The 18799-nt window shown below is 30.0% G+C and carries 20 protein-coding genes and 1 tRNA gene; 12 read left to right on the top strand and 9 right to left on the bottom strand.

Annotation, left to right across the window (positions count from 1 at the left end; genetic code table 11):
• Positions 1-150: 150 nt before the first annotated feature.
• From flgB to X924_RS00445, 11 genes are all read left to right on the top strand, one after another.
• Positions 151-552: a flagellar basal body rod protein FlgB gene (gene flgB / locus X924_RS00495; protein ID WP_121956984.1), complete on the top strand. Its 402-nt coding sequence runs from the start codon at positions 151-153 to the stop codon at positions 550-552.
• On the top strand, positions 552-971 hold the full coding sequence (flgC, locus tag X924_RS00490) for a flagellar basal body rod protein FlgC (protein WP_255397987.1): 420 nt from the start codon (positions 552-554) through the stop codon (positions 969-971). The genes flgB and flgC overlap by 1 nt, the downstream gene beginning before the upstream one ends.
• A 16-nt stretch (positions 972-987) precedes the next feature.
• On the top strand, positions 988-1296 hold the full coding sequence (fliE, locus tag X924_RS00485; RefSeq protein ID WP_121956982.1) for a flagellar hook-basal body complex protein FliE: 309 nt from the start codon (positions 988-990) through the stop codon (positions 1294-1296).
• A 732-nt stretch (positions 1297-2028) separates the two neighbouring features.
• On the top strand, positions 2029-2265 hold the full coding sequence (locus X924_RS00480) for a hypothetical protein (RefSeq protein WP_121956981.1): 237 nt from the start codon (positions 2029-2031) through the stop codon (positions 2263-2265).
• A gap of 9 nt (positions 2266-2274) precedes the next feature.
• Positions 2275-3519: an MFS transporter gene (locus X924_RS00475; protein WP_121956980.1), complete on the top strand. Its 1245-nt coding sequence runs from the start codon at positions 2275-2277 to the stop codon at positions 3517-3519.
• 465 nt (positions 3520-3984) lie between these two features.
• The gene (mgtE, locus tag X924_RS00470) at positions 3985-5334 is read left to right on the top strand and encodes a magnesium transporter (RefSeq protein ID WP_121956979.1); all 1350 of its coding nucleotides are present in this window, start codon (positions 3985-3987) and stop codon (positions 5332-5334) included.
• Between the two features lie 34 nt (positions 5335-5368).
• Positions 5369-6250 (top strand): HDOD domain-containing protein, encoded by an 882-nt coding sequence (locus tag X924_RS00465; RefSeq protein WP_121956978.1) that lies wholly within the window; start codon positions 5369-5371, stop codon positions 6248-6250.
• A gap of 6 nt (positions 6251-6256) precedes the next feature.
• The gene (gene rbfA / locus X924_RS00460) at positions 6257-6628 is read left to right on the top strand and encodes a 30S ribosome-binding factor RbfA (RefSeq protein ID WP_121956977.1); all 372 of its coding nucleotides are present in this window, start codon (positions 6257-6259) and stop codon (positions 6626-6628) included.
• Positions 6625-7542, top strand: coding sequence for a tRNA pseudouridine(55) synthase TruB (gene truB, locus X924_RS00455; RefSeq protein WP_121956976.1), 918 nt, complete (start codon positions 6625-6627; stop codon positions 7540-7542). Before rbfA ends, truB begins: the two co-directional genes overlap by 4 nt.
• A 2-nt stretch (positions 7543-7544) precedes the next feature.
• Complete coding sequence (gene ribF, locus X924_RS00450; protein WP_121956975.1) at positions 7545-8435, top strand: riboflavin biosynthesis protein RibF; 891 nt, start codon at positions 7545-7547, stop codon at positions 8433-8435.
• 73 nt (positions 8436-8508) lie between these two features.
• A tRNA-Val gene (locus tag X924_RS00445) sits at positions 8509-8583 on the top strand.
• 31 nt (positions 8584-8614) lie between these two features.
• On the opposite strand, the gene X924_RS00440 is transcribed toward X924_RS00445, so the two are convergent.
• The 8 genes from X924_RS00440 to X924_RS00405 all read right to left on the bottom strand — a co-directional run bounded on the left by X924_RS00440 (position 8615) and on the right by X924_RS00405 (position 17481).
• Positions 8615-9478, bottom strand: coding sequence for a deoxyribonuclease IV (locus tag X924_RS00440; protein ID WP_121956974.1), 864 nt, complete (start codon positions 9476-9478; stop codon positions 8615-8617).
• A gap of 12 nt (positions 9479-9490) precedes the next feature.
• Entirely contained in the window at positions 9491-10843 is a 1353-nt protein-coding gene (locus X924_RS00435) for a GlmL-related ornithine degradation protein (protein WP_121956973.1), read from the bottom strand.
• Complete coding sequence (gene aspC / locus X924_RS00430; protein ID WP_121956972.1) at positions 10840-11994, bottom strand: aspartate aminotransferase; 1155 nt, start codon at positions 11992-11994, stop codon at positions 10840-10842. The genes X924_RS00435 and aspC overlap by 4 nt, the downstream gene beginning before the upstream one ends.
• A gap of 15 nt (positions 11995-12009) precedes the next feature.
• On the bottom strand, positions 12010-13374 hold the full coding sequence (rlmD, locus tag X924_RS00425; protein ID WP_121956971.1) for a 23S rRNA (uracil(1939)-C(5))-methyltransferase RlmD: 1365 nt from the start codon (positions 13372-13374) through the stop codon (positions 12010-12012).
• Positions 13375-13417: 43 nt separating this feature from the next.
• The gene (argS, locus tag X924_RS00420; protein WP_121956970.1) at positions 13418-15067 is read right to left on the bottom strand and encodes an arginine--tRNA ligase; all 1650 of its coding nucleotides are present in this window, start codon (positions 15065-15067) and stop codon (positions 13418-13420) included.
• Between the two features lie 308 nt (positions 15068-15375).
• Complete coding sequence (locus X924_RS00415; protein ID WP_233186539.1) at positions 15376-16050, bottom strand: amino acid ABC transporter permease; 675 nt, start codon at positions 16048-16050, stop codon at positions 15376-15378.
• Positions 16047-16805 (bottom strand): amino acid ABC transporter ATP-binding protein, encoded by a 759-nt coding sequence (locus tag X924_RS00410; protein ID WP_121956969.1) that lies wholly within the window; start codon positions 16803-16805, stop codon positions 16047-16049. The genes X924_RS00415 and X924_RS00410 overlap by 4 nt, the downstream gene beginning before the upstream one ends.
• Positions 16806-16809: 4 nt before the next feature.
• Complete coding sequence (locus X924_RS00405; RefSeq protein ID WP_121956968.1) at positions 16810-17481, bottom strand: amino acid ABC transporter permease; 672 nt, start codon at positions 17479-17481, stop codon at positions 16810-16812.
• Positions 17482-17725: 244 nt separating this feature from the next.
• On the opposite strand from X924_RS00405, the gene X924_RS00400 reads away from it, so the two are divergent.
• Positions 17726-17923 carry a cold-shock protein gene (locus X924_RS00400; protein ID WP_121956967.1) on the top strand — a complete coding sequence of 66 codons (198 nt, stop codon included), beginning with the start codon at positions 17726-17728 and terminating at the stop codon, positions 17921-17923.
• An 89-nt stretch (positions 17924-18012) separates the two neighbouring features.
• Here X924_RS00400 and deoC read toward each other — a convergent pair whose 3' ends face one another.
• A complete protein-coding gene (deoC, locus tag X924_RS00395; protein ID WP_121956966.1) occupies positions 18013-18756 on the bottom strand; it encodes a deoxyribose-phosphate aldolase in 744 nt (247 codons plus the stop codon).
• Between the last annotated feature and the right edge of the window lie 43 nt (positions 18757-18799).

Raw genomic sequence — 18799 nt, 5'->3', positions numbered from 1 at the left:
CTCCATTTTTATATACTAAAGAAAGTTATTTTTTATAAATACATCCAAAATTCATTTAAATTCAAAGCGTATTTTTATATTAATTTTAGGAAAATCATTATTGTTAGAAGAAATATATAATAGAAAACAATTAAATTAGGGGGCTTTAATATGTTCGATGATATAAACTTTAATTTAATACCTAAAACCATGGATGCCTTATCTTTAAGACAAACAGTTATTTCACAAAATATATCAAATTATAATACACCAGGATACAAAAGAAAATATGTTGAATTTGAGGATGAGTTACAAAAGGCTTTAGACAAAGAAGCGACTTTATCTTTGAGAGTTAATAATCCAGCACATATTAATAATACCTTATTAGCAGAAAAAATTCAAGCTTCTGTTAAAGTTGATGATTCAAAGTTTTTAAGGGACGATGGAAATAACGTAGATATTGATAAAGAGTTTACTTATATGTTAGAAAATGGTTTAAAATATAATGCTATGACAAGACTTATGACTTATGCGATTCAAAGATATGATACTGCAATAAGAGGTGGAAGATAGTGGACGGTTTATTTAAAGTATTTGATATTGCAGCAAGTGGTATGACTGCAGAAAGATTTAGGCTGAACGTTATTTCTCAAAATTTAGCAAATTCAGATACCACAAGGACAGAGGATGGAGGTCCGTACAGAAGGAAAGTAGTAATGTTTCAAGAAGCATTAAATAAAAATTTGGGTGGTAAAAGTGACTTTGCAGGAGTAAAAATAATATCTATACAAGATGATTTGTCTCCTTTTAGGCAGGTTTATGATCCCACACATCCCGATTCAAACGAGGAAGGCTATGTAGAATATCCAAATGTCAATGTTTTACGTGAGATGGTTGACATGATATCAGCTCAAAGAGCTTATGAGATGAATTCTGCGGTTGTGAGTTCTGCAAAAAGTATGTATAATGCAGCACTTGGTATTGGAAGATAGATGGAGGTGAAAAGGCATGGCAGATGGAATTGACGGTTTAAATGGTATTAAAGGTATTAATCCCAATACAATAAAACCTGAAAAAACAAATACAGACAAAAATAATTTGGATTTTGCTAATATATTGAAAGAAGCAATTGAAGAGGTAAATGCGCTTCAAAAAAATGCTGATAGTGTTGCGGCTGATTATGCTGCAGGTAAAATAACAGATATTCACCAAGTAATAATAGCTGCTGAAAAAGCTTCTTTGTCTTTGAAATTAACAAGTGAAGTTACTAATAGAATTGTTGAAGCTTACAAGGAAATCATGAGAATGCAAATATAGTTTTAGAGTTTATAACCTTGCATGTTGTGAATTAAAAACGGATTTTTCATTATTAAAAATTTTTTATAATGGTTATAATAATATATAGTGGGTAGAATCATACCCACTATTTTATTTTACGCGAAATACTATTTGCTAATTTTTTAAAAAAATTTTACAGTGTTTTGTTATAATTAATTCGTTCGATAAATATATACTAATTATTAGAAGTTTTAAAAATAAATAGTTAATCTATTACTTTTCATATAAATTTCAGATCAGTATTATTATTTAGAGACTTTAGAAATAAGAATTTCTAAAAATAAGTTTTTGAATTTATAAAGGGTTCATGGCGGAGCCCTTCTTCTCTCCTTAGCTACACGTAGCGAAAAAGTTAAAGAAATTCATAATTCTATAAGGATCAGAGTTGAGGAGGTATTTTTGAAAAAACTAAGATTCAAAACATTTATAAAATCGGAATTTCATAATTTCTAAAGTGAATATATTATTATTTAGGTACTTTAGAAATGATAATTTTCAGAAAATAAGCATTTGAATTTAAAATGGGTCCAGGGCGGAGCCCTCTCCCCCTTCCTTGGGTACAAGTACCGAAAAAGGTAAAGAAATTAGGAATTAATAAGGATTAGAAGTGGAGAGGTATTTTGTAAAAAGTTAAACGCTGAAATATTTATAAAATGTGAAGTTTAGAATTTTTAAAGTGAGTAATATTATTATTTTGAGGGAGGTGTGAATATGGAAGAAGTAATTAAAGGAGCAGAAGAGTTTTTAAGAGAGCATCCAGATTCTAATTTTCAAGATTTAGAGAGTTATTTGAGGAATAATTATTCAAAACAAGACGTTGATGAATATTTACAGATGATGGGAGATATTTTATCAGGTATGCAGGAGATAATGAATAATCCAATGGATTTGTTATTTGATCAGAATGGTGAATATTCTGAAGAGCACCATTGTGATAAAAAAGAATAAGGTGAAATTATGACTAAGCAAGAAAGAAGTTGGATTTTGTATGATTGGGCAAATTCAGCTTATTCTGTAGCTATTACCACAGCATTGTTGCCAATTTTTTTTAAAGATTTTGCCGCTGCTAATATGCAGGATTATATGTCAACAGCTTATTGGGGGTATGCTTCAACGATAGCAACATTAATAGTAGCGATTCTTGCTCCCATCCTGGGCGCATTTGCAGATTATAAAAATTACAAAAAGAAATTTTTAACCTTTTTTATTTTTATGGGAGTAATTTTTACTGCAGCCCTTTCTTTTGTACAAGAAGATCAATGGTTTTTTTGCTTACTGCTTTATGTTTTATCGAGTATAGGTTTTTCGGGAGCGAACGTTTTTTATGATGCATTTTTAACAGATGTCACCACTAAAGATAGGATGAATTGGGTATCATCAAGTGGATTTGCGTGGGGATATATAGGAAGCACCATACCTTTTCTTATAGGTTTAATATTTATTTTAAATCCGTCGATTATAGGCCTTAGCTCAACTATTGCTGCAACAAAATTAGCATTTATAATTACCGCAGTATGGTGGTTGATTTTTTCAATTCCTATTTTAAAAAATGTTGAACAAGTCTACTATATAGAGAAAACTAAATTTCCAATAAAAGATTCTTTTAGTAGAATATTTAACACATTGAAAAACATAAGATCGAATAAAAATGTATTTTTATTTTTGCTGGCTTACTTTTTTTATATAGATGGGGTAGACACTATTATTAGAATGTCTTCTTCTTATGGATTAGATGTAGGATTAAACGCTAACAGTTTACTGGTTGTATTTCTAGTTATACAAATAGTCGCTTTCCCATTTGCTTTAATATATGGTAAATTAGCTCAAAAATTTTCAACAAAATCTCTTATATTTTTTGCTATTTTTGTATATATATTTATAACTATTTTTGCATTCTTTTTAGAAAATATAGTTCAATTTTGGATTTTAGCCATGCTGGTGGCATCTTCTCAAGGAGGAATACAAGCTTTAAGTAGATCTTTGTTTGGAAGGATGATACCTAAGGAGAAATCAGCCGAGTTCTTCGGTTTTTATAACATATTTGGGAAATTTTCTGCAATTTTGGGACCATTTTTAGTTGGTGTTTTTACACAAATTGGTAAAAGTTCTCGCTGGGGAGTTGCAAGTTTATTAATTCTGTTTATTGTTGGAGCTGTTTTGTTTGCTTTTGTGAGAGAACCAAAAGAAGTTGAAGGAGTATAAAAATCAGGCACTTTGAAAATTATGCTTGGAATTTATGTAGGGTTCAGATAAAAGCCTTTCCTTTTTTGTTACACGTAACGAAAAAGAGTAGTACTGAAGACATTTAGAGGTGCTCTAAACGAGTTTTTGAAAATGAAGAGGCTTTTTATAGAAAATTAAGGACTGTAGAAATGAGAATTTTCTAAAAACAGGTTTTTAGATTTAAAGTGGGGGTCCAGGTTGGAACCTTCTTCTTTTTCCTTATCTACACGTAACGAATGAGTTAAAGAAAATTTATATTGTGTGAGAATTAGAATTGAAAAAGTATTTTTGAAAAAATTAAACGTCAAAACATTTATAGAATCTATGCTTTGGAATTTCTAAAGAGAGAGTATATAGAAAATTCAAGGGAGGTTATAAGTATATGGGTAGTAAAAGTAAAAACTATTCTGATTTGCCACCATAAAAATGAAAGGAGGTTAAAATGTGAAGGTAGAAGTTGTTGTTGATATAAAAAAATTGATAGCCGAAAAGCAATTCAAAGTTTTAAAAGAAGTTTTGATTGAACAAGAGCCAGTAACTGTTGTTAAGATGATCGAAGAATTACCACCCGATGAAAAAATAATAGTTTTTAGATTTTTACCAAAGGATACTGCGGCAGAAGTTTTTTCTGAGTTGGAGAAAGATGATCAAATGGAACTTTTGTCATTGTTTAAAGAAGAAACCTTAAGAGATATAATTGAAAGTATGGATGCAGACGACAGGGCAAGTCTTTTAGAAGAACTTCCTGCTAATGTTGTTAAAAGATTATTGTCTTATCTTTCTGAAGAAGAAAGAAAAAATACTTTAATATTATTGAATTATCCTGAAGATTCTGCTGGAAGAATAATGAATCCTGATTTTTTGGATTTGAAAGAAAGCCTTCTTGTTAAAGAAGCTTTAGAGAAAATAAGGAGTCAAGGAAAAGAAAAGGAATCGATATATACATTATTTGTTATTGATGCTAAAAGAAAATTAAAAGGAGTTTTAGAACTAAAAGATCTTATATTTGCACAAGAAGATCAACTTGTCAAAGATATTATGAATGAAGATCCTATATATGTAACAGTCTATGACGACCAAGAAAAAGTAGCAAGAATTATGCAAGATTACAATTTGTTAGCAATTCCAGTAACAGATAGTGAAAAAAGGCTTGTTGGTATGATAACAATTGATGATATGGTCGATGTTCTTGAGGATTCTGCTACAGAAGATATACAAAGGATGGCTGCAATAGGTGTTACAGAAACATCTTATTTTCACACTTCATTGTGGGAATTAGTAAAGAACAGGGTTATTTGGTTAGCTGCTTTGCTACTTTTTGAAAGTGTTGCTGTTTTTGTAATAGAAGGTTTTTCAGAAGTTTTACAAAAGATTACGATTTTAGCTGCGTTTATGCCTACTATTAATGCTATTGGAGGAAACACAGGTAGTCAAATGTCTGCAATAATAATTAGATCAATGGCCGTTGGAGATATAGAAGAAAAAGATTTTAAAAAAGTAATTTTCAAAGAAATTACTTCTGGTTTGGTTTTGGGAATAATTTTGGGAGTAATTATGTTTTTAAGATCTTTATTAAATACTCAAGAATTTTTGATAATGTCAAGTTTAGCTTTATCGATATTGATAGTAGTAATCATTTCAAATATTTTGGGCGCGATTTTACCGTTTTTAGCTAAAAAAATGCGTTTAGATCCGGCATTAATTTCAGGTCCATTTATTTCAACTTTAATGGATATCATAAGCATGGTTGTGTATTTTTCTATTGCTTCTTTTCTTTTAAAAGATCTAATTTAAAAGAATTTTTTGTGAAAGGAATAAAATTAAAAATATGGAAGAAACAAATCTTGTTGAAATATCAAAAAAAATTAAAGAATTACCAACACCTGATTTTATAGTACAAAGAATTATATCCATCGCGTCTGATCCACAAGCAGATATTGTGGAATTACAAGAAGCTGTTTTACAATCACCTACTTTAACGGCTAAAATTTTGAAATTAGCCAATTCAGCTTATTATGCTTTACCTAACAAAGTCACTAAGTTGAGTCAAGCTGTGAACTTATTAGGTTTTAAAACTGTTAGAAACTTAGCTTTAAGTATTTTTACGGTAGAAAATTATTTTAATGAGAAAATTTCAAATTTTAATCCTTATAATTTTTGGATACATCTTGTGGCAACAGGTGTTGCTTCTGAATTATTAGCTAAGTATTTAAATTTCTTTGATAAAGAAGAAGTATTTATGTGTGGCATATTACATGATCTTGGTAAGATTGTTATGGCTCATATAATGCCAGAAATATTTGATATGATTATAAAAGTTGCCGAACATGAAAAAATTTCTTTTTGTGAAGCTGAGAATTTGTTATCGACTTATTCTCATCAACAAATGGGAAAGATGCTTTTTGAGAATTGGAATATGTCTGATCTTGTTATAGAAACAGTTACTTATCACGATAATCCTTTAGATTCTAAGAAAGAAAATTTTAAAAAACATTTATATATAGTAAATGCTGCTAATGTCACTGTTAATATGGTGTACTATGGATATTCTGGAAATTATAATATACCTATGATACAACCTGAGGTTTGGAACTTTTTGGGTTTAAATTATAATAAATATTTGAGCTATTTTGAAGAATTTAAAAATAATATAGAAAAATATCCCGAATTTATAAATATGAAAAAAGTATTGCAAGATTTGGAGGTGTAAAAATATATGGCTCAATATAGAAGAGAAATGCTTGAGTCAGAAATGAAAAAAATAATAACTCAAGGTTTTTCCGAACTAAAAGATCCACGATTAAAAGACAAAATGATAAATATTAATATTTTAAAGTTATCAAAAGATAAATCTTACTTAGATGTTTATGTGTCAACTTTGGATGATGATATCGATCAAGTAGTAGATTTACTAAATAAAGCCAAGGGTATGTTTAGAACATTGATTGCTAAAAATGTTAAGATGTTTAAAGCACCTGAAGTTAGGTTTCATAAAGATGAAGGAATTCAAGCAAGTATAAAGATAAACAAAATTATTGAAGAAATCGAAAAAAATAAAAGTAAAGGTAAAAATGAGGAAGAAAAATGAAAAATGGTTTTTTAATTATTAACAAGCCTAAAAGTATAACTTCGCATGATGTAGTTAATATTGTTAGAAAGAAATTTAATATAAAAAAGGTAGGACACGCTGGAACTTTAGATCCCTTTGCGACAGGAGTTTTAATAGTAGGAATAAACAAGGCAACAAGGTTACTTGAATTTTTAAAGAATGAAAGAAAAGTTTATTCAGTTAAAGCAAAACTTGGTATTATAACACAGACTTTTGATATAGAAGATGAGATAAAAGAAGAACATGAAGTTACACAGCAACATCTTAAAAAATTAAAAAAGTTAGTTTATTCCTTTGTTGGAGATTATTTACAAGTACCACCTGCTTATAGTGCCAAAAAATATCAAGGTAAAAGGTTATATGAATATGCTCGTGCAGGTAAAATAATTACGCTTCCTCCAAAAAAAGTAAATATATATCAAATTACTGATTTTTATCAGAACGATGATGAATTTGGTTTTATAGTAGAAGTTAGTGCAGGAACTTATATTAGATCTTTAATAATGGATATTGGATACAGTCTTGGATGTGGTGCTGTGACTACCGATTTATGTAGGATAAAAAGCGGAAAGTTTACTTTGAAAGAATCAGTAGAAATAGATGAAATCTCTGAAAATAGTGTAATAGAAATGGATGAAGCAATTGATTTCCCGTGGGTAAAAGTAAATAATGGCGAGAAAGTGCTCAAAGGTCAGCAAATATATAAAGAAAATATAACAGAATTTTCTGATTTTGAAAAAGATGATTTTGTTAAAATATATGACGAAAGAAGTTCATTTTTAGGAATAGGTGTAGCGGAAAAGAGATCTACTTTTTTAAAAACGCTTTTTGAAAATGAGAATAGAAACGATAGGATTGTAAAAATTCGCAAAATTTTATATGAGGTGACATAAAATTGTATGCTCTCACAATTGGGGTTTTTGACGGGGTACATAAAGGACATCAGTATATTTTAAGAAATTTGTTGGAAATAGCTGAGCAAGTGAAATTGGAACCTTTGGCAATTATTTTTAAATATCCTGCTGAAAAATATTTAGGAGGTTTTGAAGGGTTAATTTTACCGAGTTGGAAAAGAAAAGAAATTTGTGAAAAAATGGGTATTAAAGTAATCGTTAAAGACATGCAGGAAATTTGGGGTATATCACATGTAGACTATTTGAACAATTTGCTAAAAAAAGATGTAAAAGCTATTGTATGTGGTAGAGATTTTACATTTGGTAAAGATGCTTTAGGAGATGTGAAGTATTTAAAAGCTGCAAGTGAGAAAAAAGGTTTTATAGTGAAAGTTTTAGAGGATTTGAAAAATCAGGGTGATCGGATCAGTTCCTCAGTTATAAAAAGGGAATTAAAAATGGGAAATATTAGTTTTGTAAACAATATGTTAGGAAGGAATTGGACATTGGAAGGACCTGTTTATGAAGATAGGCACGTCGGTTTTAAATTAGGATTTCCAACTGCTAATATAGATGTTTTTTATAAAGAACAGATCTTACTACCAAAATTTGGAGTTTATTTAGTAAAAGGTTATATTAAAGGTAGAGAAGGGAGCCTCTGGGGATTGATGAATGTTGGTTTGAGACCAACATTTTTCGAAGATAAGAAATTACCGAAAGTAGAAGTTTATTTTTTGGATTTTTTTGGTGATTTGTATAACGAATATATAACGTTAGAAGTCTTAGATTTTCTGAGGGAAGAAAAGAAGTTTAATAATCAACAGGAATTGATTCAAGCTATGGAAAAAGATGAAGACAATGCCAGAAGAATTATTCAGAAGAATTACAATTAAAGGAATAAAGGTTTGACAAAAAAGTTTTGTTGTTATATAATTAGTTAGAAAGCGTTGAAAATATAGGAAAAAAGGGCGCTTAGCTCAGTGGGAGAGCGTCTGCTTCACGCGCAGAAGGTCGTAGGTTCAAACCCTACAGCGCCCACCAAAAAAGAGACGATTGAATCGTCTCTTTTAATTTATAAGCTACCTAAATTTTTTAGTATTTCTTTGATAACTTCTATATCTTTGGCATGTTCAGCATCGTCTCCAGGGGTTTCTAACAATAGAGGTAGCTTTAATATTTCTTCAAAAGAAAGAAAAGTTTCAAATCCTTTAATACCGATATTTCCTTGTCCAATAAATTCATGCCTATCTTTTCCTGCTCCTAACTCGTACTTTGAATCATTCAGATGTATCATTTTCAGTTTTTCAAGTCCAACATATTCTTCTATATCGTCTAAAAGTCTTTGAACTTCCGATTTTTCTCGAATATCGTAATTGGAATCGAATCCATGGCATGTATCATACGTTATTCCCAATCTATTTTCTAATCCTGAGTTATGAATAATTTCTCCTAGTTGTTGCATAGAATATCCGATGTTTCCACCTTTCTGAGCAACATTTTCTAACAGAACAATTACCTTCGTGTTTTCGATTTCTTTAAAAACTCTATTCAATGCTTCTATTATTCTTTTTATACCATACTCTTCACCTTTTCCTAAATGACTACCTGGATGAAAGTTGTAATGTGTGATTCCCAGTTTTTCAGTAAATTTTATTTCTTCAATCATAGTATTTATAGAATTTTCCCAAATATCTTCTTTTGGGGAAGCTAAATTAATAAGATAACTTGAATGAACTAAAGCGTCTTCAAAATTGATGTTATATTTTTTCATATTGTTTTTGAAATCATTAATATCTTTTTCATCAATTTTTATAATTTTCCAACTTCTTGGAGAGTGTGTAAATATTTGAAAAGTGTTCCCTCCTATATTTACTGAAGCTTCGGGAACTACTCTAAACCCTTTGGAAATTTTCATGTGGGCTCCTATTTTAACCATAAGTTCATCTCCTTAGAGGAATTCTATATCTTCTTTTAGTAAAAAAATCGCTAATTCTTTGTCCACTTTTGAAATAACTCCGATATTGGCAAATATATAATTCTTATCATAAGCAAGTTTTACATCTTTTTTTGGTAATAAAATATCTTCGGAATTTTTCACATTTTTTATACTTTCCATAATTTCTTTTCTATACTTTGACCTTGAAAGTATACCACCTGTTCCAAAAATTATCTTTACAGCAGTTAAATCTTTACCTTTAGCTACTTTTTGCCTTCCTGTTGGTGTAAAAATATAATCGATCCTTCCCGCATGTCTTTTAATAGAAGTTACGAAACAAAATTTTGACAAAAATGCAGCAAATCTTTCTTCTTCTTCAGTTTTGGGATAAGGTGAGATATTTGTTAAAATGTTTTCATAGTTTTCAAAGTATTTTTCAACTTCATATTTTGTTATCATTTCAACGACATTCAGAGCATTAACGTATATTCCCATATCGCCATCCACGGTTCTTTTTGAACGTGGTTCAGGAGAAACGAGGATCTTTTGGATTTCAACAGAACCATTGGTAACCGAATCAACATCCGTTGTAGCTCCTCCTATATCTACTGTCATAACATCTTCATACAATTCTCCTAAGAGTTCTGTTGTATACATTACAGCAGCGGGTGTTGGTATAACTTCTTCATCAACGATTTCATAAATTTTTTCCATTCCTGGAGCGTGAATAATGTGTTTTGCAAAGACTTCTTGTATAGCTTTTCTTGCAGGATCGACATTCAATAGATCGATTTTTGGATAAACATTTTGAGTAATTATTACCTTCTTTTCTTTTTCTTTAAATATTTCTTCTATTTCATCTCTAACAGCAATATTTCCTGCATAAATTACAGGAGCATCAATAGGTAAATTAGCTAATAATTTAGCATTGTGTATAACGGTTTCTTCATCGCCGTAATCTACTCCTCCAGATAATAATATCACTTTTGGATTAATCTTTAAAATCTGTTTCAACTGCGTTTCTCTTAATTTTCCGGCAGTTATATATTTGATTATAGCTCCCGCACCTAAAGAAGCTTCTTTTGCTGCTCTAACTGTCATATCATAAACTAAACCATGAACAGTCATGCTTAAGCCACCTGCGGCAGAAGATGTTGCTAAAAATTTTTGCCAACTTATCTTTTCTTTTAACTTGTATTCTAACTTTTTTAAAGCATTTTCAATGCCGATAGTGACGTCTCCTTCATTGACTGTGGTGCTATTTTCTCCTTGGCCTAAAATTTTAACACCATTATGATCTACTTGATAAGCAGTTACCACCGTTGTAGTACTACCAATTTCGGCGACTAAAAAAGTTACGTTCATCTTTTTTTCTCCAGATCCAAAATAAATCTTTTTAAAATATCCACTGCTTTATTAAGCTCTTGTAAAGAAGCAGCAAAAGATAATCTAATATATCCTTCTAAATAAAAAGCGGATCCTGGAACGACAGCCAAACCATAATCAAGTAATTTCTCACAAAACTCGATATCCGTTAATCCAAAGTCTGCAATATTTATAAAATAATAAAAAGCGCCACTTGGTTTGACAAATCTAAGTCCTATTTTTTTAAATTCTTCGTATAAATAATCTCTTCTTTTCATAAATTCTATTTTCATATTTGAATTATCTATTTCTAAGGCTTTCAAAGCAGCATATTGTGAAGGCGTATTTACATTTGAGGTTGAATGAGACTGTATCTTAGCCATTTGATTAATGTATTCTATTGGTGCGATAGCATAACCAATTCTCCATCCAGTCATCGACCAAGCTTTAGAAAAGCTGTTAATTATGACTAACCTATCTTTTATGTTTTTAAAAGTAGCCATTGAGGTAAAAGGTTTATCATATACTAAAGAATCATAAACTTCGTCACTTATAACAACTAAATTATTTTCTTTTGCAATCTCTGATATTAAGTTTAAAATATTTTTTGGATAAACAACACCTGTAGGGTTATTTGGTGAATTAATAACGATCGCTTTAGTGTTATTTGATATAACGTTAAGAATGTTTTCCTTTTTTGGTAAAAATCCATCTTCTTCATAAGTTTTAACATGAATTGGATTTCCTCCAAGCATTCTTATTTGTGCGTCATAACTTACCCACGATGGGTCAAAAATGATTACTTTGTCATGAGGGTTTATAATAGCATATAGCGAATTAAATAGAGCTTGCTTTCCACCGTTAGATACTATAATGTTATTTGAAGTATAATCGGTTGAATATTTTTCATTTATAAACTTTGATATTTTCTCTCTCAATTCTTTTATTCCTTTGTTATCTGTGTACTTAGTCCTTCCTGATTTCATAGCTTCGTATGCTGCATCTATAATTGGAAAAGGAGTATCAAAATCGGGTTCTCCTGCAGTTAACTTTACTATGTCTTTTCCTTTACTTTGTAACTCTATTGCTTTTGAATTTAACTCCATAGTTGCAGAAGGCTTTAATAAATTAATTCGATCAGAAAAAATCACTTAATCCACCTCTTCTTAATTATTTTTTTCCAAAATAGCTACATTCTCTATATGAAAAGAATGAGGAAACATATCAAACGGTTGAATAACTTTTAATTTTAATCCATTAGATAAAAAGGCGTTTATATCACGTAAAAGAGTAGAAGGATCGCAGGAAACATATACAACTGCCTTTTTAACAATAGAAGATATTTTATTTATTTCATTTTGACTTATACCTTTTCTAGGCGGGTCTAATATAATATAATCAAATTTCTTGTCAACGCTATTATTAACAAAATTTTCAACAGTGTCGTGATAAAACCTAATGTTTTTAATAGCATTTATATGAGAGTTCGCAATAGCAGCTTTGTACGAAACTTTCGAGTTTTCAATACTTTCAATTTCTTTAAAGAGTGACGAAAAATAAATTGAGAAAAGCCCAACCCCGCTAAACAAGTCTAATAAAGTATCAGAGTAACTAACCCTATCTTTAAAATAATCCAATAAGTAACCTAATAACTTTTTGGTGACATTATAATTACTTTGAAAAAAGGAAGTAGGTGGAATTTGAAATTTGAAATTATCAAATTGTTCTTGAATCAATCCTTCACCATATAAGGTTTTATATGGCCCTCTTAAAACAATATTTTTAGAACTATTCATAAGATGAATTAGTGAGTAAATTTTAAAATTCTCTCTAAAAAAATCAGTAATTTCTTTTTGAAAAGGTAAATATTCAGTGTGTGTAACTATAATAACCATAATTTGGTTAAAAGAAAAAGACTTTCTTAAAACTAAATACTTTAAAACTCCACGATTTTTCCTATCACTATAAATTTCTAAATTTAACTTTTGAAAAAAGTCCTTAGTTTGGTTTCTAATTTTATTAAAAATGTGTGGAGAAATTAGACATTTTTGTAGGTCTACAACATTTTTGCTATCATTTTGCATTAACCCCAATTTAAATTCTTGATTTTTTTGATCAAATTGAAACGTATATTCCATTCTATTTCGATATTCACAGATAATTTCGCTACCAATAATATCTTTAACATAAAAATTTGATATTTTCCCAATTCTTTCGGTTTGTTCTTTAACGATATTAGTTTTTGCTATTAATTGTTGCTCATATTTTAAATCAAGCCAATTACACCCTCCACATGTTGGGAAGTGGTTACAATTAGGTTGAATTCTATAAGTTGATGGTTTTATTATCTCTTTAACCTCAGCAAACATTAGATTTTTTCCAGTTTTTTTTGGAATAACCTTTACATGCTCTTGTGGATATGCATTTTCTACCATTATTATTTTATCCTGACTTCTGGCTAATCCGTATCCGCCATATACTAACTTTTCTACAATAAGGTCCATTTCTTTTTGCGAGTTTGCTTTTTGCATATTGACACCTCTAAATATGTAGATGGCTTATCTTGCTTTTATTTTACATGTTTTCTGGTGCACTAACGCCTAAAATCGAAAGACCTCTTTTAAGAACTATTTTTGTAGTTTCACATAGATTAAGCCTTGCTTGTATTAAATCATAACTTTCCGCATTTAAAACTGAAAGTTTGTTATAGAAATAATGGAATCTTGAAGCAACTCTTTCAAGATATTGTGTTAATAAATTTGGTTTAAACTGTGAAGTGGCGTTTGCTAAAAGGTTTGGAAATAGTGCAAGCTCTCTCAACAACAATTTTTCTTCAGTCTCTTTAAGATGTTCTATGCCTAAAAATTTTTCATATTTTATTCCTCTTTTTTCCGCTTCTTTAAAGATGCTGCAAATTCTCGCATGTGCGTATTGAACGTAATAAACAGGATTTTCATTAGATTTTTTAATAGCTAATTCTACATCAAAGTTTAAAGTAGTATCAGGATCTACCATTGCAAAAAAGTATCTAACAGCATCTTTACCTACGTTGTCTATTAGATCATCTAAGGTTAGAAATTCACCTTTTCTTGTAGACATTTTTAATATTTCGTTGTTTCGCTTTATATTTACAAACTGATGTAGAACTATCTTCAAAAAATCATCAGGTAATCCAAGAGCTTTCATAGAAGCCATCATTCTTGGAATATGTCCATGATGGTCAGAACCCATAATATCGATAACAAGATCGAAACCTCTCAAATATTTATAATAATGATATGCTATATCATCACAAAAGTATGTTGGCATATTATCATTTGATCTAATTAAAACTTTATCGTTTTCATCTATTAAAGCAGAAGTTTTAAACCAAATGGCGCCATCTTTTTCGTAAACATAACCTTTTGTTTTTAATTGATCTAAAGTTTTATCAACCATATGATTTTTAAACAGTAAATGTTCACTAAATATTACATCAAATTGGACATCAATTTTATTTAGTGTCTCTATCATTGTATGTACCATATCTTCTAAAACTTCTTCTGTAAAAGTACTTTCAACTTCATCGTCCCACTTGTCCCTAAATTTTTCTCCATATTTGTTTAAAACTTTTTTTGCAGTGTCTATCAGATAATCTCCTTTGTATCCATCTTGAGGTATTTCATAAGAAATACCAAAAAGTTCGTTATATCTCACCCACAAAGATTGGGCTAAGAGTTTTATTTGTCTTCCGGCATCGTTGAGGTACATTTCTCTTTGAACTATGTATCCTGTTTGTTCATATATATTTGCCATAACATCACCCATGATTGCTTGTCTCCCATGAGCTACAGTCATAGGTCCTGTAGGATTAACGCTTGCGAATTCAAATTGCAACTTTTTGCCTTTACCAATATCACTTTTTCCATAGCTTTTTGGATTACTTATAATATGAGAACAAATTCTTTGATAAAGTTCTGATGAGATAAAAAAATTCAAAAATCCGTTTGCATTTTCTATTTTCGAAAAAGAGTTATCGTTTTTCATTTCATCTATCAACATTTGAGCTATTTCTTTTGGATTTCTTTTTAATTTTTTTGCTAAAAGAAACGAAATATTTGAAGAAAAGTCTCCAAGTAGATCGGATGGTGGTGTTTCTACAGTGAAATTTTCATCGAATTCTTCTATTCCCAAATTTTTAAGTGCACCGATAATTTTATTTTTTATTAAAGTAATAATCTCCATAATTACTTCCTCCTGTTTAATTTTTCTTGCTTATTTTAAGAATTTTAAAGCTTAAGTTTTGTCATTTTTTTAGTTTTAAATTTATTTAAAAATACCTCCTAAATTCTAATCCTCACTAATTCTTAATTTTTCTAACTTTTTCAGTACTTGTAGCCAGGCGGGGGAGGGCTCCGCCCTGGACCAATTATAAATTCAAATACTTATTTTTAGAAACACTTCATTTCTAAAGTTTTCTTCCTGCGAAGGTATGAATTTGTAAAAAATGAAGACAAGATAGTCCTTTATTTTCGTAAAGAATTAGAGTACCCTTAATGTCTTGCATATGACAAAGTTCCAGGAGTTCTAAATCTTTTTTCAATGTACCTAAAAAGTTTGCTGAACATCAAAACCAAAACCAAATATATAATCGCAGCAAATAAATATACTTTAAAAAATTCAAAATTTCTACTTGCTACATATTTTGCCTGCGCCATTATTTCTGGAGCACCAACAATATAAGAAAGAGAAGAGTATTTTAACAAATAAATGAATTCGTTGGTCCAGGAAGGAATGAACCGTCTCAAAGCTTGAGGTAAAATTATTAATCTTATTGACTGCCATTTTGTCATCCCTATGGATAAAGCTGCTCGCATCTGCCCGGCACTTACGGAGTTTATAGAACCTCTTAAATATTCGGCCTGATAAGCTGCGGAATTTAAGAAAAAAGCTGTTATTGATGCAAGTAAAGGTGAAAGTCTTATGCCAATAACAGGCAAACTATAATATAAAATGAAGAGTTGTACAAGTAAAGGTGTGCCCCTAATTATTTCTATATAGGTAGAACAAATAACAGAAATGACCTTATTGCCATAAGTTTTACCTAAGGCTAAAAGGATACCTAAGAAAAGCCCTATAGTTATCGATATTAATGTCAAAAATAATGTTACCCAAATTCCTTCGAGCATATAGTTCCATGAAGTTTGAATAATTTCTAAGAAACTCATGAACTTTCTTCCTTTCCATAGAGTTTTGACAATTTATTTAAAAACTCTTTTGTTCTCTCTTTCTGAGGGTTTGTAAACATAATAGAGGGTGGACCTTTTTCTACTATAACACCATTTTCCATAAATATAATCTCATCTGCAACAGCTCTAGCAAAACCCATTTCATGAGTTACACAAAGCATTGTCATCCCACTTTTTGCTAATTCAATCATTACATTCAACACTTCGCCAATTAATTCGGGATCTAAAGCAGATGTAGGCTCATCGAAAAGCATAACTTTCGGGTTCATTGCCAGTGCTCTTGCAATTGCCACCCTTTGTTTTTGGCCTCCTGAAAGTTGGGCGGGATATAGATTAGATCTATTTTTTAATCCCACTCTTTCAAGTTCTCTTATAGCTATGTTAGTTGCTTCTTCTTTGTTAAGTTTTTTAACTTTTAATAGTCCGATTCTCACATTATCCAGAACAGTTAAATGTTCGAACAAATTAAAGTGTTGAAAAACAAAACCAATTTCTTGTCTTATTTTATGAATATTTTTTGAATTAGTAATTTCTTTATCTTCAAGATATATTTTTCCAGAATCTACTGGTATCAAACCATTTACACACATTAATAGAGTACTTTTTCCGGTTCCACTAGGGCCGATGATAACTTTTGTTTCACTTCTTTTAATATCAAAAGATATACCTTTTAAAACCTCTGTTTCTTTAAAACGTTTGTGTACGTTTTCTATTTTCAATATTATATCATCCATATTTTCATACACTCCTCGTTTCATAACCTGGAATAGAAATCTTTTTTTCAACTAAGTGGAGCGTTCTACTCAAGCTGAAAGTTAAAATAAAATAAATTACTCCGCAGAAAGAATAAACTAATAATGGTTTATTGGTTACAGCTATTACATAAGTCCCTTGCCTTAGAAGTTCTATGACCCCTAAAGCATATGCTAAAGAAGTATCTTTTAATACAACAGAGGCTTCGTTGGTCCATCCTGGTAAAGAAAGTCTCATTGCTTGAGGCAATATTATATTAGCAAAAGTTTGTATTTTCGACATCCCTAAAGAATAAGCTGCGTCTATTTGACCTTTATCTATAGATAAAATCGCACCTCTAAAAATTTGAGATTGATATGCCGAACTAATCAATCCTAACCCTAATATAGAAGCAATTAAAGGATCTAACCTAATCCCTATTAAAGGTAAACCATAGAAAATTAAAAAAAGTACCACAAGTAAGGGTATGCTTCTAAATACCCTTTCATATACTAAAAATATAAATTGAATAACCTTATTACCATAAAGTTGTCCAAAAGATACTAAAATAGCGATTATTAAACCCAATATCAAACTAAAAAAAGTTAATTCTAAAGTTACCAATGTACCTTTTAATAAATAAGGTAAAGAGTCGATGATAATTTCTAAGTTGGTCAATACTAATTCTCTCCTTTTTAATCGGGATAATCAATAAAATTTATCAATTTTATTTTAACATATATATATAGATCTTTGTATCTTTTTTAAATTTTTTATATCAAAAACTGTTTAAATATTTATGAAATAAATTAGTTACAAATAATTTACTTGCTTTTGTTGTTTTTTTGTATTATAATAGCTCTTAGAAACACATTCCGAAATGCCACAATGGGTGGCTCGGTAGAATTTTGGAGGTAACTAAGTGAAAGGTAGAGTAAAGTGGTTTGATTCAAAGAAGGGTTATGGTTTCATTACAGGTGAAGATGGAACAGATGTATTCGTACATTTTTCCGCTGTTGACATGGATGGCTACAAAAAGTTAGACGAGGATCAAGAAGTTGAATTCGAAGTAGTTCAAGGTCAAAAAGGTCCTCAAGCTTCTAAAGTAAGACCTTTATAACTTAAAGCCATAATCAATCTGAAAAAACCTAAATAAAAACTAAACCAAGGAAGCGTTAAAAACGCTTCCTTTTATTTTTAGAGTTCTGATCAATTTGAAACAATTTTTACGCCAGAACTTGTTCCTATACGATTTGCTCCAGCAGCGATCATTTCTAAAGCAGTTTGGTAATCTTTTATTCCTCCTGAAGCTTTAACCTTTAATTTATCTTCTCCAACAAATTTCATCAAAGAAACATCTTCAGCTGTTGCTCCATGAGTTCCAAAACCAGTTGAAGTTTTTACATAATCAGCTTTTGCTAATTTAGAAATAGTTACAGCCGCTATTTTTTCTTCTTGAGTTAAGTAACAAGTTTCTATTATAACTTTTAATAATTTGCCTTTATTTTTGGATACATCAGCTATTCTTTCTATTTCTTTATAAACGTAATAATATTCTTTTGCTTTTAGTCTTCCTATATTAATTACCATGTCCAATTCATCTGCGCCATTTTTAATTGCATCTTGTGCTTCAAAAACTTTAGTTTCAACAGTATTGGCGCCTAGAGGAAATCCTATAACAGTTGCTATTTTTATGTTTGAGTTTTGCAGAAGTTCTTTTGCTAAGGAAACATATGTAGGATTAACACATATTGCAAAAAAATTGTTATCTATAGCTTCTTTGCATAAGATTTCTATATCTGTAGTTAAAGCAAAAGCTTTAAGCAACGTATGATCAATATACTTAGCAATTTCTTTTGGACTCATACTTAGGTGTTTCTTTTCAAATGTGAACTCATTTTCTACCCTTCTTATTTCCTCTTGAACAATTTTCTCTAATTCTTTTTGATCCATTAGATCATCTCCATTTCAAAAAATTTTTAAAATAAAATAAAAA

Origin of the sequence: Petrotoga sp. 9PWA.NaAc.5.4 (genome assembly GCF_002895485.1) — a bacterium.
Classification (GTDB): Bacteria; Thermotogota; Thermotogae; order Petrotogales; family Petrotogaceae; genus AZRK01.
This window is presented reverse-complemented; position numbering and strand designations above follow the sequence as displayed.